This window comes from Caldisphaera sp. (assembly GCF_049974385.1).
Lineage (GTDB): Archaea > Thermoproteota > Thermoprotei_A > Sulfolobales > Acidilobaceae > Caldisphaera.
In genome coordinates this window covers 13,915-31,290 of sequence record NZ_JBMFIW010000005.1, presented here as the reverse complement: position 1 = coordinate 31,290, position 17,376 = coordinate 13,915, and the positions used below count along the sequence as shown (strand labels likewise).

At 32.2% G+C, this 17,376-nt stretch carries 15 protein-coding genes and 1 tRNA gene; 11 read left to right on the top strand and 5 right to left on the bottom strand.

Translation table 11 applies throughout. The features are described from left to right. The first annotated feature begins 27 nt into the window (after positions 1-27). The 5 genes from thsA (at position 28) to ACP5GV_RS02240 (ending at position 5,914) form a co-directional block, all read left to right on the top strand. The gene (thsA, locus tag ACP5GV_RS02260) at positions 28-1,707 is read left to right on the top strand and encodes a thermosome subunit alpha (RefSeq protein WP_428069227.1); all 1,680 of its coding nucleotides are present in this window, start codon (positions 28-30) and stop codon (positions 1,705-1,707) included. Positions 1,708-1,833: 126 nt separating this feature from the next. After that, positions 1,834-4,662 carry a DEAD/DEAH box helicase gene (locus ACP5GV_RS02255; protein WP_428102024.1) on the top strand — a complete coding sequence of 943 codons (2,829 nt, stop codon included), beginning with the start codon at positions 1,834-1,836 and terminating at the stop codon, positions 4,660-4,662. Between the two features lie 94 nt (positions 4,663-4,756). Then, positions 4,757-4,831: transfer RNA gene (locus tag ACP5GV_RS02250), tRNA-Glu, on the top strand. Positions 4,832-5,029: 198 nt separating this feature from the next. Then, complete coding sequence (locus tag ACP5GV_RS02245) at positions 5,030-5,275, top strand: hypothetical protein (RefSeq protein WP_428069231.1); 246 nt, start codon at positions 5,030-5,032, stop codon at positions 5,273-5,275. A gap of 12 nt (positions 5,276-5,287) precedes the next feature. After that, the gene (locus tag ACP5GV_RS02240) at positions 5,288-5,914 is read left to right on the top strand and encodes a G1 family glutamic endopeptidase (RefSeq protein WP_428102050.1); all 627 of its coding nucleotides are present in this window, start codon (positions 5,288-5,290) and stop codon (positions 5,912-5,914) included. Between the two features lie 295 nt (positions 5,915-6,209). On the opposite strand, the gene ACP5GV_RS02235 is transcribed toward ACP5GV_RS02240, so the two are convergent. After that, positions 6,210-7,397, bottom strand: coding sequence for a UxaA family hydrolase (locus ACP5GV_RS02235; protein WP_428069233.1), 1,188 nt, complete (start codon positions 7,395-7,397; stop codon positions 6,210-6,212). Then, positions 7,394-7,732 carry a UxaA family hydrolase gene (locus ACP5GV_RS02230; RefSeq protein WP_428069235.1) on the bottom strand — a complete coding sequence of 113 codons (339 nt, stop codon included), beginning with the start codon at positions 7,730-7,732 and terminating at the stop codon, positions 7,394-7,396. Before ACP5GV_RS02230 ends, ACP5GV_RS02235 begins: the two co-directional genes overlap by 4 nt. A 179-nt stretch (positions 7,733-7,911) precedes the next feature. Here ACP5GV_RS02230 and ACP5GV_RS02225 point away from each other — a divergent pair, with 179 nt between their 5' ends. Together ACP5GV_RS02225 and ACP5GV_RS02220 are read left to right on the top strand one after the other, a co-directional pair. Beyond that, positions 7,912-9,081 carry an MFS transporter gene (locus tag ACP5GV_RS02225; protein WP_428069236.1) on the top strand — a complete coding sequence of 390 codons (1,170 nt, stop codon included), beginning with the start codon at positions 7,912-7,914 and terminating at the stop codon, positions 9,079-9,081. Between the two features lie 113 nt (positions 9,082-9,194). Continuing rightward, complete coding sequence (locus ACP5GV_RS02220; RefSeq protein ID WP_428069238.1) at positions 9,195-9,806, top strand: methyltransferase; 612 nt, start codon at positions 9,195-9,197, stop codon at positions 9,804-9,806. 37 nt (positions 9,807-9,843) lie between these two features. On the opposite strand, the gene ACP5GV_RS02215 is transcribed toward ACP5GV_RS02220, so the two are convergent. Further along, positions 9,844-10,476 carry a DUF1122 family protein gene (locus tag ACP5GV_RS02215; RefSeq protein ID WP_428102022.1) on the bottom strand — a complete coding sequence of 211 codons (633 nt, stop codon included), beginning with the start codon at positions 10,474-10,476 and terminating at the stop codon, positions 9,844-9,846. A gap of 470 nt (positions 10,477-10,946) precedes the next feature. Between ACP5GV_RS02215 and thsB the strand changes: the two genes are divergently transcribed. Together thsB and ACP5GV_RS02205 are read left to right on the top strand one after the other, a co-directional pair. After that, entirely contained in the window at positions 10,947-12,608 is a 1,662-nt protein-coding gene (gene thsB / locus ACP5GV_RS02210) for a thermosome subunit beta (RefSeq protein WP_428102047.1), read from the top strand. A 59-nt stretch (positions 12,609-12,667) separates the two neighbouring features. Further along, positions 12,668-13,726: a sn-glycerol-1-phosphate dehydrogenase gene (locus ACP5GV_RS02205; protein ID WP_428069241.1), complete on the top strand. Its 1,059-nt coding sequence runs from the start codon at positions 12,668-12,670 to the stop codon at positions 13,724-13,726. Between the two features lie 51 nt (positions 13,727-13,777). Here the strand turns inward: ACP5GV_RS02205 and ACP5GV_RS02200 are convergent, their stop codons facing one another. Both ACP5GV_RS02200 and ACP5GV_RS02195 read right to left on the bottom strand, forming a co-directional pair. Further along, positions 13,778-13,996 (bottom strand): twin-arginine translocase subunit TatC, encoded by a 219-nt coding sequence (locus ACP5GV_RS02200; protein ID WP_428069243.1) that lies wholly within the window; start codon positions 13,994-13,996, stop codon positions 13,778-13,780. Next, on the bottom strand, positions 13,947-14,369 hold the full coding sequence (locus ACP5GV_RS02195; RefSeq protein WP_428102019.1) for a hypothetical protein: 423 nt from the start codon (positions 14,367-14,369) through the stop codon (positions 13,947-13,949). Before ACP5GV_RS02195 ends, ACP5GV_RS02200 begins: the two co-directional genes overlap by 50 nt. Before the next feature lie 294 nt (positions 14,370-14,663). Here ACP5GV_RS02195 and psmB point away from each other — a divergent pair, with 294 nt between their 5' ends. Continuing rightward, entirely contained in the window at positions 14,664-15,293 is a 630-nt protein-coding gene (psmB, locus tag ACP5GV_RS02190; protein WP_292319500.1) for an archaeal proteasome endopeptidase complex subunit beta, read from the top strand. 51 nt (positions 15,294-15,344) lie between these two features. Then, entirely contained in the window at positions 15,345-17,372 is a 2,028-nt protein-coding gene (locus ACP5GV_RS02185; RefSeq protein ID WP_292319501.1) for a beta-CASP ribonuclease aCPSF1, read from the top strand. Positions 17,373-17,376: the final 4 nt, after the last annotated feature.

The window sequence follows — 17,376 nt, the reverse complement described above, 5'->3', positions numbered from 1 at the left end:
AAATTAGTTAGGGAATAGGTGATAAATATGGCAAGTGGTTCAGGAAGCAATATACCTGTATTAATACTTAAAGAAGGTACTCAAAGATCTTATGGTAGGGAAGCATTAAAAAACAATATATTAGCGGCTAAGGTTTTATCGGAACTATTAAAGACAAGTCTAGGTCCTCGCGGACTAGATAAGATGTTGATCGATTCTTTTGGAGATATAACTATTACAAATGATGGTGCTACAATAGTAAAAGAAATGGAAATACAGCACCCAGCAGCAAAGCTATTGGTGGAAATAGCAAAAGCCCAAGACAGTGAAGTAGGAGATGGAACTACAAGCGTTGTTGTATTAGCTGGTAGCTTGTTAGAGAAGGCAGAAAAACTATTAGATGATAATATACATCCATCAATAATTATTGATGGTTATACAAAGGCTATGAACAAGGCATTAGAGGTTTTAAACACTATAGGTAGAAATATAGACGTTGAGGATGAGAGCACTCTAAGGAAAATAGTTGATACTACAATATCTAGCAAATACACAGGTCAAGGGCCTGAAAAAGAAAAAATAATAAACATAGTTGTGGATGCAATTAAGACAGTTGCTGAAAAAAGAGAAGATGGATCATATTACGTTGATTTAGATAACGTTAAGATAGAGAAGAAGAAAGGAGAAAGCTTAATGGATACTTCTCTTATTAAAGGAATTGTTATAGATAAAGAAGTTGTTCATCCTGGCATGCCAAAGAGGATAGAAGATGCTAAGATAGCAGTATTAGATGCAGCATTAGAAATACAGAAACCAGATATATCAACAAAGATAAGGGTAACAGATGTTGACCAGCTTGATAATTTCTTAGAAGAAGAAACAAAAATACTAAGAGAAATGGTAGATCAAATAGCTGCAACTGGAGCAAATGTTATCATAACACAAAAAGGTATTGATGATGTTGCTCAACATTTCTTGGCAAAGAAGGGTATATTAGCAGCTAGGAGAGTAAAGAGAAGTGACATAGAAAAAATTGCTAAAGCAACAGGTGCAAAGATTGTAACAAGCATTAAAGACCTAAAGCCTGAGAGCTTAGGCTATGCAGCATTAGTTGAGGAAAGAAAAGTAGGGAACGATAAGATGATATTCATAGAAGGTGCAAAGAATCCAAAGAGCGTTACAATATTATTAAGAGGAGCTAATGATATGCTATTAGACGAGGCTGAGAGGAACTTAAACGATGCGTTGCATTCTCTTAGGAACATACTAAGGGAACCAAAGATAGTTGGAGGAGGAGGAGCTACTGAGACAGAAATAGCAATGGCTGTAAGGAGTTATGCAAGAACTATTGGAGGTAAGGAGCAACTAGCTATTGAGGCATTTGCAGACGCGCTAGAAGTCATACCTACAGTGCTTGCTGAAAGTAGTGGAATGGATCCATTAGATGCATTAATGGAGCTAAGGTCTCATCATGATAAGAATTTGAAGTTTGCTGGCATAAATGCGGTTGATGGAAAAGTTGTTGACGATGTAACAAAGTATAACATATATGAACCAATACTAGTTAAGAAACAAGTAATAAAGAGCGCATCAGAGGCTGCGATATCTTTAATGAAGATAGACGACTTAATTGCCGCTTCAGCACCAAAATCAGAATCTAAACCTGGTCAAGGAGGAGAAGGATCTTCAGGCATGCCTTCTGGAATGCCTGGCGGCATGGGTATGTAATCTAATTTTTTATTTTTATAAAATATTTTTGCTTTATCTTTTAATAAACTTTACAAAGCTTAATTATTTTTTGGTTGTATTGTATTTGTTTGAGCGATAAACTAGGATAAGGGGTTAGAACAAATAATGTCTATTGAACTGCTAAACCCAATGCTTAAAGACGTTATAAACAGCTTGGGTTATAAAAAGCTTTTACCAATACAGGAAAAAGCTATACCTGTTGTTTTAAGTGGTAGTCATGCATTAATAATATCTCCAACTGGTTCCGGAAAAACTGAGGCAGCATTTTTGCCTGTAATTTCTTCAATTTTAAGCAAGAAAAAAGAAGATGGAATAAAAGCAATATATATAACTCCTTTAAGGGCTTTGAATAGAGATATATCTTATAGAATAGAAAAAATAGTTTCTGGAGTAGGTTTGACAGTATTTTTAAGGCATGGAGATACTACGCAATCTCAAAGAAAAAAGTTTTTAGAAAGTCCTCCAGATTTAATGGTAACTACACCTGAGAGTTTAAACTTGCTTTTAACTATAAAAAATAAAAGAAGTATATGGGAAAATATTTCTTATGTTATTGTTGATGAACTCCAAGAGTTATTAGATAATAAAAGGGGGGTTGAATTATCATTAATTCTGGAAAGACTTGATGAAATCTCTAAAAACAGAATACAAAGGATAGGACTGTCAGCAACCTTGTCTGAAAAATCAAAAAAGGAGGCGGCTAATTTATTGGCTTATAATAGAAAAGTAGAAATTGTTGAAGACTATTCTACAAAGAAATATGATATATCAATAAGAGTTAATGGTAGTGAAGATCAATGGGATAACATAGTTGAAAGCATATCAAAAATAATAAAGGATAATAAAGGGTCTGTCTTAGTTTTTACAAATACAAGGTCTGTTGCAGAAAAGCTCTCAACAGAATTATCAAAAACCTTAGGAAATGTTGGAGTTCACCATGGAAGTCTTTCTAGAGATGTTAGGGAAAGGGCAGAAAAGATGTTTAGAGAAGGTGAAATAAAGGCTTTAGTCTCAACTGCATCAATGGAATTAGGAATAGATATAGGTAAAATAGATACGGTTATACAATTTATGTCACCCAGGCAAGTAATAGTTATGCTTCAAAGAACTGGTAGATCTGGTCATAGAATAGGCGATATAAGTAAAGGAATTATAATTACTATGGATAACCTATTTGAAATATTTGAATCAGGTGTAATAGCATTAAGGTCTGAAAAAGGTGAACTTGAGGATTTGATTCCACCAAAAAATTCAATTGATGCCTTAGCACATCAATTAGTGGCAATGGCTGTTGAGGGGACTTCTGATAACATAAATACGTCTTTAGAAATAGCTAAAAGAGCCTACCCATTTTCAAAAATAACATATGAAGATGTGCAAAGAGTGCTTAATCATTTAAATAATGTTAGAATAATAAAATTCGATGAAGAAACTGGAACAATTTATCAATCTAAAAGAACAAGGAAGTATTTATATAGCGTTTCCATGATACCTGATGAAGTAAGCTTTAAGGTATATGATATATCATCAAACTCAAGAGTTGGAGAAATAAGTGAGAGGTTTATAGAAACAGCTGTTTTAGAAGAAGGGAAAGAAAACTTCAGGTTTACATTAGCTGGTAAAGTGTGGGAAGTAGTTACGATAGATTATGAAGAAGAGAAAGTAGAGGCAAAACCGGTTGCAATAAATGAGGGTGCAATACCAGTATGGGAAGGAGAATTAATACCAGTCTCTTACAGCGTTTCTAGAGAAGTTTGCTCTTTAATTAGCCTAGGAATGATAGATGGGAAAGAATTAGAATATTTATTAAAAAAGAGGAAAGTACCTGAAGATGCTATTTTTAGGTTGATCGATGTTTTAAACAATACAAGAAATGTTTGGAATGCTGAATTAACTCCTCAAAACTTAGTTGTTGAGGAAGTAAATGGAAGTTCTATTTTATATACGTGTTTAGGAAGTAAGGGAAATTTTTTATTAGCATTAATTTTATCAAAGATTATTGAAAAGTATATTAAAGTTCAGATAGATTATATACCATATGCAATTATCTTTACCTCTCCAACTGGTGTTTCTGGGAATTTGGTAAAGGAGGCATTATATGAGCTCAAAAAAATGGATGCTCCAGAAATAATGATTTTGTCTCAAGATGCTGTTAAAAGCTCTATAGTTTACATATCAAGATTTTTGCAAGTAGCTAAAAGGCTTGGAGTGGTAGATGCTGATATAAAAATACCTTTAGAATTAGGTAAAAAAATGATAGAGGCTTATAGAAATACTGTTGTGGATGAGGAAACTATTAGAGAGATTATTTACGATAAGTTTGATATAGATTCTTTGATGAAATTTAAAGATGACTATAAAGATGTAAATGTTGTAAAACTTAAAGAACCAAGCCCATTAGCTAAGGAAGTTTTGTCTAACCCATATTTAAGAAAGGACTTGGCTACAAATCTAAAATCCCTCGCAATAGATTATATTATTCAAGGACTTAGAAAAAATGCTTTAAACAGGGAAGCAGCATTTGTTTGCATTACTTGCAGTGAAACTTGGGAAAGCAAGGTAAAAGACCTAGGCGATGTTATTAGATGCCCTAAGTGTAAAAGCATGATGGTAGCACCTATGCCAAGCACTGACTGGGGTAAAAATGCAATAAGTATTTTTAGGCAGTGGAAGAAGGGGGAAATAAAGAAATTAAACAAAGATCAAAAGAAAATTATAGATGAGATTAAAGACAGGGCGGCTCTTTATATAAATTATGCATCGCAAAATTTGGGAAGATATGTTATAGAAGCTTTAATGACTCAAGGTGTAGGACCTAGAGCCGCGAGAAGGGTTATAGAGGCATATATGAAAGGAGGAGATAAGGAGTTCTATAAGGCCTTGCTTAAAGCAAAAGAAGAATATATATCATATAAAAAATACTGGGATCAGTAATAGCTATAAGGCTCTCTGCTGTATTGGCAAAAGTAATATTTCAACTATTCTTAAGCACAACTTTATAAAACCTAATTTTATATATGATTTTGGTGCCGCGGTAGTATAGTCCGGTCCAGTATGCGGGCCTCTCGAGCCCGTGACCCGGGTTCAAATCCCGGCCGCGGCATAAAACTATTTGATTCGAATAAACGAATATTATAAATATAAATTATATCCAGATTGGAAAATTAAGAGATCAATTAAGTTATTATAGTTTTAATCATAATAGAAAATATAACTATGTGCTATTCAGTTCTTTATCTCTAGCTTTTTGAAATCAATATAAGTATTTCATTTGCATTTAAATATAGTATCCCACCATAATGTGAAAAATTTAAAAAAATCTAATAAGGCTCTTTCTAATCCTTTTGTAACTATTGCAATAGCGTTAATAGCATTAACAGCCTTAACTAATTTTTATATCTATTTTGAAAATCCAGGTAATAGAGTGAATCTAATTGTTGGTAATCCAAGGAAGCCCTATGATACGTCAGAAACCAAATCATTAAACTGGGCAGGCTATGCAATTCCTAATAAGTCTGGAAGCTTTAATTATGTTAATGCGGGTTAGGTAGTTCCAAGCATTTCTTGCACAAAACAAACAACCTATGTGGCTATATGGGTTGGATTAGATGGTTTTAACGACAACACTGTTGAACAAACAGGTATTATGGCAGAATGCGAGAATGGAAAGTCTGTATATAGTGCATGGTATGAATTTTACCCAAATCCCTCTGTTACTTTTGATAATATAAAAGTAGTTCCAGGAGATAAAATTGTTGCATGGGTGGTTTATTTACTAAATAAAACTTTTGTTACTGCATTAGAAGAATACAATAATAACGGACTAGTATTTAACAGATCATCACCTGCAACTTCAGTATCAGATGCGGAAAGGAGCTCAGCAGAATGGATAGTTGAAAGGCCTTCGCAATGTATAGGCTTATCATGCAACTTAACAACGTTGGCCAATTTTGGCAATGTCTCTTTTGGAGATTATTTCAGTGAAATAAACAGGGATTATGTAGTACTTTCAAATGGTACCTCATTACCTTTCGGCTATTTAAGCAAATACCTTTACAATATTACTATGGTAAACAACAATGGAGGAAGTCCATTAGCCTATGTCAGCTGGTTTAACGATATATCAAGCTTTAATGTTATTTATTTTACAACAGCATCTAAACAGGTAACTCATGGGCATAAGTAAATTTTATTTTTATTTTTGATAAACGAAAAGCAACCCTTGCCCTTTAGGACAAGGAGGAGGTCAGCAAGCTTATCATACAAATCAAACTTTTCTATTTGTAGTAAAATATCTCTCATTAAGATTCCCTAGTTAAAAGCTGAAAGATATGTTTTATCAATTAGTTTAATCTCTTGCATTTTTGTTATTAATGAATCATTTTAGTCATCGCATAGTTCTTGTTTTTTCAAATCATAATTTCATAACTATAGTTATTTTAAAACATATTAAATAATTTTTATACAATTTATAATTATTATTAAAAAGTAGGTCCAATTCTGAAGATGCCAAAATCATCTTGATTTAACATCTCTGCTTTGGTTAATTTTCCGCTAGCAGTTTTTGCTATAAGCTCTAGAAGTTCTTGCGTAGCATCATTAAATGTTTTGGTTCCATTAAATATAGGGCTTGCATCATAGTCTATAAATTCTTGCATAACTTTGTATGTGTCCGCATTAGCTGTTATTTTTATGACGGGGGCAATTGCATGTCCTGTGGGAGTACCTCTCCCAGTTGTAAATAAAATGATTTGCGCACCACCAGCAACCATACCGGTTACAGATTCTATATCATATCCCGGAGTAATCATAAGGTAATGGCCTTTTCTATCATCCAAACTTTCTGCATATTTAAGCACTCCAGACACAGGTGCAGAACCAGATTTTTTTATAGCACCTAAAGATTTTTCTTCAATCGTAGTTAATCCTCCAGCAATATTACCTGGTGATGGTTGTGCCCCTCTAAAGTCTACATTAGCCTCCTTTTTTAATCGTTCTTCAAATGATATAATAGAGTCTATAATTTGTTTCTTAATGCTCTCATTAATGGCTCTCTTTGCATAGATATGCTCTGCTCCAATGAATTCAGGAATTTCGCTTATAATTGTTGAGCCGCCTAACGAAATTATAGCATCTGAAACTTTGCCAACTAAAGGGTTTGAAATAATTCCACTTGTAAAATCTGAACCGCCACATTCAAGGCCAATAACTAATTGGCTAGCATCAAAGCTAGATCTTTTAACCAATGATGCTTCTGTTGAAAATTCTTTAGCTACTTTTTTTATCTTATCTAAAGCTTTTGAATAACCAAGATCTTGAATTCTTATTAATTCTGTTGGTTTTATTGTTGAAATTTTATCAGCAACTTTTTCAGCATCAACGCTTTCACATCCAAGGCTTACAACTATAGTTGCGTATACATTGGGATTTAAAGCAGTATTAATTAAAGTTCTTGTTGTTTGTTCCAAATCTTCTCCCACTTGTCCACAACCGTGCAAATTTTTAAGAAGTTTAACATTTTTCTCGCCTATCTCATCTGCTATTTTCTTTAGAGCGAATTCGCTAATTCCGAGGCTGCATGAAACCGTTGGCACTATTAATACATAATTTCTAACACCAGGCCTTCCATTATATCTTTCATAACCGTTAAACTCAAGATTAAGATTCATAATGGTTTCCCTCTTAGACTATCTAAGTTATGTATGTGCACATGTTGGCCTTTCTTTATTTCCTTTATTGCTATTCCTATAATTTCTCCATATTTAATTACATGTTCACCTTTTGGTATATCAAAAAGCGCTACTTTATGTCCTTTTGGTATGTCATCTATAGCTTTTAGTTCCCCTTTGATTGCACCATGAAGAATTATTATATCACCGTTTTTTATATTATCTAGAACTGTCGCTACATTATCACTTACATCAGTAACTATGGCAATGAAAATTTTTACCCCTAGTTTGATTTGGTTGCAGCAGTTTTTAAGTTTGATGTCTTCAAAAAACAAGTTAAAATTCGCTAGTTCTAAACACAAACATTACGTAATAATTTAGTTAAATTAGTGCAAAAAATATAACATAAATTAAACATAATCTAGAAGTTTTTATAGCATTTAAGATTTTTGTGGTTAACTAGAGTTTTTCCCCTTATCTATTTTGAACCTATTAGCCTATAAAGGGAAAAATAATGTGGTTCGCAATAGCGATGCTGTTCATGGCTTTACTATCGTCTCTAGACATAGGAATATACTCATATATTGGTTATAAGACCAATGTAACTCCTTTTCAATATGGATTAATAAGTGCTATGTGGAGTGCGGTATTTATTATATCAAACCTATTCTTGGGTAAAGTATCTGATAAAGGTAACAATAAGTTTTTAATTGTGATATCATTCCTTTCTATTATGGTAACGGGCGTTCTCTTTTCTTTTCATAATCTTACGTTTTTAGCTATTGCTTATATGTTTCATGCATTAGGTGTCGCATCATCAAATTTAGCCATTTCAACGACAATTTTTGAAATAAAAAGCAGCGATAAGTGGAAATATTACATAGAACTTCAAAAGTTTTCCTTCTATTTAATTAGAGGTCTTGGTCTATTATCTTTTTATTTTATATATGATGTTATTCCATTTGATTATATTATATATTTTTCAGTAGCAGTAGGTTTAATCACATTTCTGTCATTACCAAAGGTAAGCCTCAAAGTAGAAAGGATTTTGCATTCGTTTTCTCAAGATTTCAATTCGATAACAGATCATATAAAAATGCTTTCATATTTGGCATATGATAGCATAAATTCCTTACCAAACGCTGTAAAACAAGGTTTTATATCATATAAGAGAGTGTCAACAAAAATGATTTCGTTATCTATGTTCTTCGCCACCTTTACAGGAGACTATATTTTTACTATACTTCCGTTACTTATAAAATCAGATATAAGCTTAAGTTTATTATGGTTATCTTATGGAATAACAGCTATAATAATAAGCTTATCGTTAATTCTATTTTCAATGTTTTCAAATACGAACAATAAAAAGGTAGCATTGTTTTCGATAATTGCTAGAGGTATTTGGCTTGTCTCAATATTGTCCTTTGTAAATAATACTTTAAACTTAATAGCATATATAGCAATATCTTCTGTTTTATTTAGCGTAATTGATATTGCTTTGTATAATATATTTTCAGAAAACTCAAGTGGTTACGGATCTCATATTTACTATACTCTTAGGGAATTAGGTACATTAACAGGCTCTTTATTGGTAGGAATAGCTTTTACTTTAGGGAAAGAAGTTTTTATTACAATACCTATAATATCTACTATAATATCTGCTTTAATGCTGTTAATCGCGTAAATTTTTATCAAATTTTACAAGAAAAAGCTTTTTAGAGGTAATTTAAAAGATTTTTATAAGTTTAAAATGCGGATCTTTATTAAATGTAATAGAAATAAAAATGATGAGCTATCATGATAAATAATAAAAAATTATTAATCATTTCAACAGATATTGGCAATATAAAAATTGTTGACGATAAAAGAGTTTATATGCCATCAGATGATAGCTTTTTGATTATAAAAGCAATGCTTATCCTTAAGGATAAAGGATATTCGTTTAACAGAATCATAGATATTGGAACAGGGTCTGGAATCCTATCTGTAGCAGCACAAAGAATATTTAATCCTAGGATATTGATTTCAACAGATATATCTCCATATGCAGTTGTTGATGCCAAAAAAACAATGGAAGAAGAGGGGGTAAGTTCTCTTGTTATTAGATGTAATGGAACTTCTTGTTTGAAAGGAAAATACGATCTATCTATTGTAAATCCTCCTTACTTACCATCAAATGACAAAATAAAAAGAGATAGTTGGATTATAAAGACTTGGCAAGAAGGTAGAAATCATAAAAAAGTTTGTATCGCATCAACAATATCAGAAAACATACTGATTTTAAGATCTAGTTTATCAAGGTTCGATCAAAATAAATGCCTTAAAAGGTTCAATTATAATAGGATAAAATTAATTGAGGAAAATACTTTTATGGAAAGGCTTGAGGTAAATTTCTGGAGTAAAATCTAATTTTTTAATATTAGCTAAAGGCCTGTAATTTAAAAAACTAATGGAGGTTTTTCTCTATATATTTTAGAATTAACTCGATTCTGTATTGCAATTCTTTATTGATTTGTTTGTATTTGAAACTAACAATTTCATTGTATATAGAATTTAGTTGTTTATTTATTTCTGTGCTTGAATCAACTTTTTCTGCCTGTATTTTTGGTCCGCCTTCCATAAATCCCTCTGGATAATACCAATCCTTTAACCAAAAAAATCCTAAATTAAATAACTTAAAACCAAGCCGCGTTAAAACAGGTATTATACCTAAGCTTAATTCTTTTAAAGTTTTTTCATCATTTGTGTATTCAACAAACAGCTTATCGCCAGGCTCTAAATTTTCAGATAGAAATTCTAATATTTTACTTTCCATTTTGCTATCATAAAAATCTATATAGAGTCCTTCAACTTTTATTTTATTTGGTATATCAAAAACTTCCACCCAAGGTTTATAGTAAGGTGGCCTTCCTAGAAATATTTTCATTTTTAGTAAACTAATTTCTTCTTTATTATATTTAAATATCAATAATAGATTCTTTTCCTCTTTAAATCTACCATTCAAAATTTTGCCTGATCTTATCTCATAATCCTCAATTTTAAATCCTTCTTTTAGTTTGCTAATAAAATCTTTTTTCAATTTGATCTCGTACTTATCATAAAAAAGAGACTTTATAAAAAAGTGTTAATAAAAAGGATGGTAAGTTTTTCTGGAATATCAGGAAAAGACACCTTAAGTATAAATAATTTATATCTTTTGTATATAAATATGTGATAAGATCTATAAATAAAATATAATTTGTTTTAATAATAAATTAATTGTTAACCGGGGGGTTAACAATTAGTAATTTTTCTCAATAAAATATGCCTCATTTCTTAAACCAATTTTATTTCTTATTTATTAGGACACGAAAGTAAAGTTTATTATTATTTGTTTTTAATTTATTAATTTATTGTTAAATTTTTAAAATAACTTTTTTAATTATGAAAACTTAAAAGAAAATAGCATTTACAATACTTTTTATGTTACCTACTATAGAAAAGTTTATATAGAAGCTCGCTCACATAAGAATCTCGGCAGTTGATTAGATAGGGTGAAAGTATATGTCGATGCCTATTGAAAACATGGGAGTACCTGTTATAATATTAAAAGAAGGTACTGAGAGATCTTATGGTAAGGAAGCTGTTAGAAATAACTTAATGGCAGCAAGAGCTATTTCAGAAATTTTAAAGACAACTTATGGTCCTAAAGGAATGGATAAAATGCTTGTTGATAGTCTAGGAGATGTAACAATTACAAATGACGGTGCTACAATTTTAGATAAGATGGATTTACAGCACCCAGCTGGTAAAATGCTAGTTCAAGTAGCCAAAGGTCAAGATGAAGAAGCTGGAGATGGAACTAAAACTTCTGTTATTTTTGCAGGAGAACTTTTAAAGGAAGCAGAAAACCTATTAGAAAAGAATATACATCCAACAATAATTATTAATGGTTATAAGCAGGCATTACAAAAAGCTATTGAAATATTAGAAAAGATATCTGAACCAGTTAGCTTAGATGATAAAGAAAAATTGTTGTTAGTTGCTAAGACAAGTTTAAACAGTAAAGCGGTTTCTGAAGCCAGAGAGCACTTTGCGAACATAGCGGTAGAAGCTGTTAGGGCAATTACAGAACAAAGAGGAAACAAGTATGTTGCAGATATAAACAACATACAAATAGTTAAAAAATATGGAGGTAGTTTATTAGATACACAATTAATTTATGGTATAGTTATTGATAAAGAAGTCGTTCATCCAGATATGCCAAAGCGTGTTAAAAATGCAAAAATAGCGTTATTAGATGCGTCATTGGAAATTGAGAAACCTGAATTAGATATGGAAATTAGCTTATCATCGCCTGAATCGATGAAGAAACTATTGGATAAACAAGAAAAAATGCTATCAGAAAAAGTTGAGAAAATAGCTGCAACTGGAGCAAATGTTATCATAACACAAAAAGGTATTGATGATGTTGCTCAACATTTCTTGGCAAAGAAGGGGATATTAGCGGCTAGGAGAGTAAAGAGAAGTGACATAGAAAAGCTTGCTAAAGCAACTGGTGCAAGAATAGTTACTAACCTAGATGATTTAAAGCCAGAAGATTTAGGGTTTGCAGAGAATGTTGAAGAGAAGAAAATAGGAGAAGACAAGATGATATTTGTAGAGGGTGCAAAGAATCCAAAGAGCGTTACAATATTAATACGCGGTGGATTTGAAAGACTAGTTGAAGAAGCTGATAGAGCAATTCATGATGCATTAAGTGCAGTAGCTGATGCTATAGTTGATAATAAAATAGTTGCAGGAGGAGGAGCTGTTGAAGAAGAAATAGCAAAAGAGTTAAGAGAATGGTCTAAAGGCGTACCAGGTAAAACACAAATAGCTGTTGAATCATTTATAAAGTCATTAGAAGCATTACCACAAACTATAGCATTTAATGCCGGTCATGATCCAATAGATATATTAATGAAATTAAGAAGTGCTCATTCAGATGATTCAAAGAAATGGTATGGAATTGATATAGAAACAGGAAACATAGTAGATATGTGGAATAAAGGAGTTATTGAACCAATGAGAGTTAAGGCTAATGCATTAAAGGCAGGAACGGATGCTGCAAGCCTGATATTGAGGATAGACGACATGATTGCAGCTAAAAAGAGCGGGGGAGCTGGAGGAAAAGGACCCAGCGGTAAATCATCAGAAGAAGAATCTGGTAAAGAATCTAGCAGCGATTAGACCTAATTTTCTAATCTATTTTTTATTTCTGTGTTATATTTATTCTTTGGGTTAAAGGAATGATTAGTGGTCATCCAATAGATTTGCCTCAAAGAATTATTATCGGAGAAAATGTTTTAGACAATATTGGAAACCAAGTATTTGAGCTATTTAGTAAAGGAAAATCTGTTTTAATTTTCACAGGGCCAAACGTTTATAGAAAATATTATAGCAAAGTTAAGGAAAGTCTTGAAGATAAAGGATTTTCAGTATCATATATGATAACTAGTGCGCCAACTGTTGATTATGCTAAATCGTTATCTGATGAGGTCTCGAAGGATAATTTTGACATATTATTAGGTTTAGGTGGTGGGAGAAGTATAGATTTAACAAAATATGTTGCCATGAGCCTTGATAAAAACTTTATAAGCGTTCCAACAGCAGCGAGTCACGATGGTATAACTAGTCCTTTTGTCACTTTAAGAGGTTTTGACAGATTTCATTCTAAACCAGCTAAACCGCCAAAGCTAATATTAATAGATATAAATGTTATAATGGATGCTCCAAAAAGGCATAATGCTGCAGGATTTGGTGATTTGATAGGAAAATATACATCTGTATTAGATTGGCGTTTAGCCCACAAATTAAAAGGAGAATATTATGGAGAATACGCAGCAAGCTTAGCATTAATGAGTGCTAAACATGTGAGCATATATTCCAAAGAAATAGGTCTCGGGAATAAAGAGGGAATAAGAGTTCTATCTGAAGCATTGGTTAGTAGTGGAGTTGCTATGTGTATTGCAGGAAGCTCTAGACCTGCTAGTGGATCAGAACACCTTTTCGCGCATGCATTAGAAATGGTAAGTAAGAATCCACCATTACATGGAGAAGCAGTTGGCGTCGGTACAATAATGATGTCATATTTGTATGGAAAAGATTGGAAAAAAATTAGGGAGTTACTAAAAACTGTTGGGGCTCCTACTAATGCTAAAGAATTAGGTGTAACAGAAGATGAAATATTAAAAGCACTAACAAAAGCCGTGAGTATTAGACCTGAGAGATATACGATTTTGGGCGATAGCGGTTTAAATGAAAAAGCTGCAGAAGAACTTGCTAAGAGTACTCTCGTAATTAGATAACTTAGGATTTTTATAGGTAAAGCTTTTTATAATGTTTTGATTTAATAAAAATTATCTTTTAATATATTTGGAGATTAATACTCCTAGAAAATATAACCCACTTAACGTAAGTCCTATTATAGTTTCTATTATGCCTCCTGTCGCTCCAGGTGATATAATTAACGCTATTATAAAAGATAGAGCAACCGCATATCTCCAATATTTTAACCACGTTTTATAATCAGCAAACCCAATATATGTAAGTGTTATACCATAAAGGTGGATAGCCAAAAGGTCCTCCTCCTAACGAAAATACGCTAGAAAGATGATGGCTTGGCTTAGTAACATTCCATGTTAATAATACAAAAAGATATGTTCCATTCCATGCCGCTTTTACCATTATCTGAGATGTATGGCCTCCGCCAGGTACGTTTGCAGATAATGGAATAACAGTCCACGGTATTGAAGACCAAAAGCTTTCGCTTCCTGGATTTTTCAAGTTGGCAGATCCAGTTATTTTATATGCAATAATTTGAGGTAGAGCACTGCTTGATTGGGCCTTAGAAATATTTACATTTCCATGCATTATACCTATAGCAATTATAGATATAGAAAGCACAACAAAAATCAAGATAATCCTTTTTGCTTTTCCTCTCGAAAGCATAGTTCTCACTAGTAATTTAATTAATGAAAGATAGTTTAAAAATATAACTAATCGTTCTAAAAAATTAAAAAACTCCTATGGTTTATATAACACTTAATTAAAATGTATAATCTTTAAAATATACCTAATATATATTTTTATAATATTAAAGTTTATAAATAACTATTTAGTAATAGAAAGCATTTCTAAACATAATTTGAATTAATGTTCTTAAGATAATAATTAGTTGGTGTTTTATCTAACATAAAAATTAAAACTTGTACAAATTCTAAGATTTTTGGTGAAAATAATTTGATGCCCTTCGATAAAGAAAAATCGTTGAAGGCTTTCCATGGAACAACAACAGTAGGATTTATAACTAAGGATGCAGTAATTTTAGCTGCAGATAAAAGAGCCACCGCTGGTACTTTAATAGCTAGCAGAACTGTTAAGAAAATAGTTAAGATAACGGATTATGCAGCAATGACTATAGCAGGTTTAGTTGCAGATGCTCAAATGCTTGCAGATGCAATAAGAGAAGAAGCAAGATTATATGAAACAACTAATAAAAGGAAATTAACAATTAAAGGCATGGCAACTTTATTAGCTAATGTTTTATTTTCAACAAAATATTATCCATATTTGGTTCAATTAATAATTGGTGGCTATGATACGGAGCCTAGGCTATATAATTTAGACTACTTTGGAAGCATTACTGAAGAGAAGATGACTTCCACAGGCTCAGGCTCTCCAGTAGCTTTGGGAGTGCTTGAGAGGGATTATAGACAAGATATGAGCATAGATGAAGCTATGAATTTAGCCGCAAGAGCAGTTAAAGTAGCTATTATGAGAGATTCTGCTACTGGAGATGGTGTAGATGTAATTGCAATAACCTCTAAGGGAATAAGAGAAAGTTTTATACCTCTCCAGCAACTCCTTTCTTAAAAGGATAAGAAAAAGATTTTAACAAAATTTTATTTATCCCGGTGATTTAATTTGGAAGAATCTGGCCAAGAAAGATTAATATCAGGGCAAAAGCTTAGGTCGATGATAGTTAGTGAAATTTTAAAGAACGTAAGGGATGCGGAGATATCAAGTATAGATTTTGAAGGACCAGAAATCGCAGTTTATGTCAAAAATCCCCAATGGATTTTAGAAGGTGAAGAAAAGATAAGAGAATTAGCAAAACAGTTAAGGAAAAGAATGGTTATAAGAACTGACCCTAAAGCTAGAAAACCAAGAGAGGCAACAATTCAATACATAATGGAAAATACACCTGAAGAAGCAGGAATTACACCAAGTGATATACAATTTGATGAAGTTTTAGGGGAAGTTAGAGTATTTGCTGATAAACCCGGTAAGCTTCTTGGAAAAGGAAAACCTTTTAGAAACCAGGTATTGGCAAATACTGGTTGGAGATTAGAAGTTCAAAGAAAGTCTCCATTAGTTAGTAAAACTTTGGCATCAGTTTTGGAGTTATATATAAGGGCATCGTCAGAAAGGAGAAAAGCTTTAAGAGAAATAGGGGAGAGAATTTATAGAGAAATGATAGTAGGTCCTAAGAATATAAGGATTATAGGCCTAGGAAGTTTTGGAGAAGTGGGTAGATCATCAATATTGCTTGATACAGGTGAAAGCAAAATACTTTTGGATGCAGGATTTGCCCAAAGCGGTTATTCAACAGATGCATATCCTCACTTCGATGCACCTGAATTTAGATTAGAAGATTTAGACGCAATAGTTATATCTCATGCTCACATGGATCATATGGGGTTGCTTCCAATATTATACAAGTATGGGTATCGTGGACCTTCATATATGACTCCTCCTACAAGAGATATAACAGTTTTAATGTTAAAGGATTTTATAGATTTGTTTGTTAAAGAAGGAAAAGAACCTCCGTTTACTATGAAAGATATAAATACTATGTTAACAAGAACTATAACTGTTAATTATAATGTTGTAACAGATCTATCACCTGATGCAAAGCTAACATTTTCGGATGCAGGTCATATTTTAGGTTCCGCGTTGACTCACATACACATTGGACAAGGTCTTTTTAACATACTTTATACAGGTGATATAAAATATTATAAAGCCAAAGAGGAATTAAATACTACAAGGTTACAACCTCCTGCAAATACGGAATTTCATAGAGTAGAGGCCTTAATTATGGAAACTACTTACGGAGCTACAGAAACAGCAACAAGAGAAGAGGCAGAAACACAACTATTTGAATTAATTAAAAAAGTTTATGAGAGAAAGGGAAAAATTTTAATACCAGTTATGGCAGTAGGAAGAGCCCAAGATATGATGGTTTTAATAAATAAGGCATTACAAGATAAAAAGATCCCAGAAATGCCAATATACATTGATGGGTTAATATACGAAGTAACTGCTATTTATACTTCTTATCCGGAATTATTGGCCAAACCTATAAGAGATGAAATATTACATAACGATAATAATCCCTTTATAGGACCTAATATGATATTCGTTAACGATTCTAGTAAAAGAGACGAAGCTATATTTAGCCAAGGACCTGCAATAATAATTTCAACGAGCGGTATGATGACAGGCGGGCCAATCTTGGAATACTTTAAGAATTTAGCTGATAATCAAAACAATGCATTAGTATTTGTTAGTTATCAGGCATCAGGAACTCTTGGAAGGAAGATTGTAGAAGGGGAAAAGGAAATACAAATGATGGATGGGAACCAACTAAAAACAATTAAGGTGAATCTAGAAGTACAAAGAATTGAGGGATTTTCTGGACACGCTAATAGAAGTGAACTTCAAGGATTTTTAAGAGGGTTAACGCCTAAGCCTAGAGTGATAATTTTGAATCACGGAGAGCCAAGTCAAACAATATCTTTTGGAATTTTAATTAAACAGAAGTGGGATAAATTGGGATTCGAATCAATGCCAGAAGTTATTTACCCAGAAAACTTGGAGGCTGTAAGAGTATTTCCTAGGAATGTAAAACTTCATTCAATGCTAAATTACTTACAAACAGGAAGTTAAAATA

Excerpts from the sequence above, each read along its gene's own strand:
- ACP5GV_RS02235 (WP_428069233.1), bottom strand. The coding sequence starts at position 7,397 with ATGAATCTTAATCTTGAGTTTAACGGTTATGAAAGATATAATGGAAGG.
- ACP5GV_RS02220 (WP_428069238.1), top strand. The coding sequence starts at position 9,195 with ATGATAAATAATAAAAAATTATTAATCATTTCAACAGATATTGGCAAT.
- thsB (WP_428102047.1), top strand. The coding sequence starts at position 10,947 with ATGCCTATTGAAAACATGGGAGTACCTGTTATAATATTAAAAGAAGGT.
- ACP5GV_RS02205 (WP_428069241.1), top strand. The coding sequence starts at position 12,668 with ATGATTAGTGGTCATCCAATAGATTTGCCTCAAAGAATTATTATCGGA.
- ACP5GV_RS02225 (WP_428069236.1), top strand. The coding sequence starts at position 7,912 with ATGTGGTTCGCAATAGCGATGCTGTTCATGGCTTTACTATCGTCTCTA.
- psmB (WP_292319500.1), top strand. The coding sequence starts at position 14,664 with ATGCCCTTCGATAAAGAAAAATCGTTGAAGGCTTTCCATGGAACAACA.
- ACP5GV_RS02255 (WP_428102024.1), top strand. The coding sequence starts at position 1,834 with ATGTCTATTGAACTGCTAAACCCAATGCTTAAAGACGTTATAAACAGC.
- ACP5GV_RS02195 (WP_428102019.1), bottom strand. The coding sequence starts at position 14,369 with ATGCTTTCGAGAGGAAAAGCAAAAAGGATTATCTTGATTTTTGTTGTG.
- thsA (WP_428069227.1), top strand. The coding sequence starts at position 28 with ATGGCAAGTGGTTCAGGAAGCAATATACCTGTATTAATACTTAAAGAA.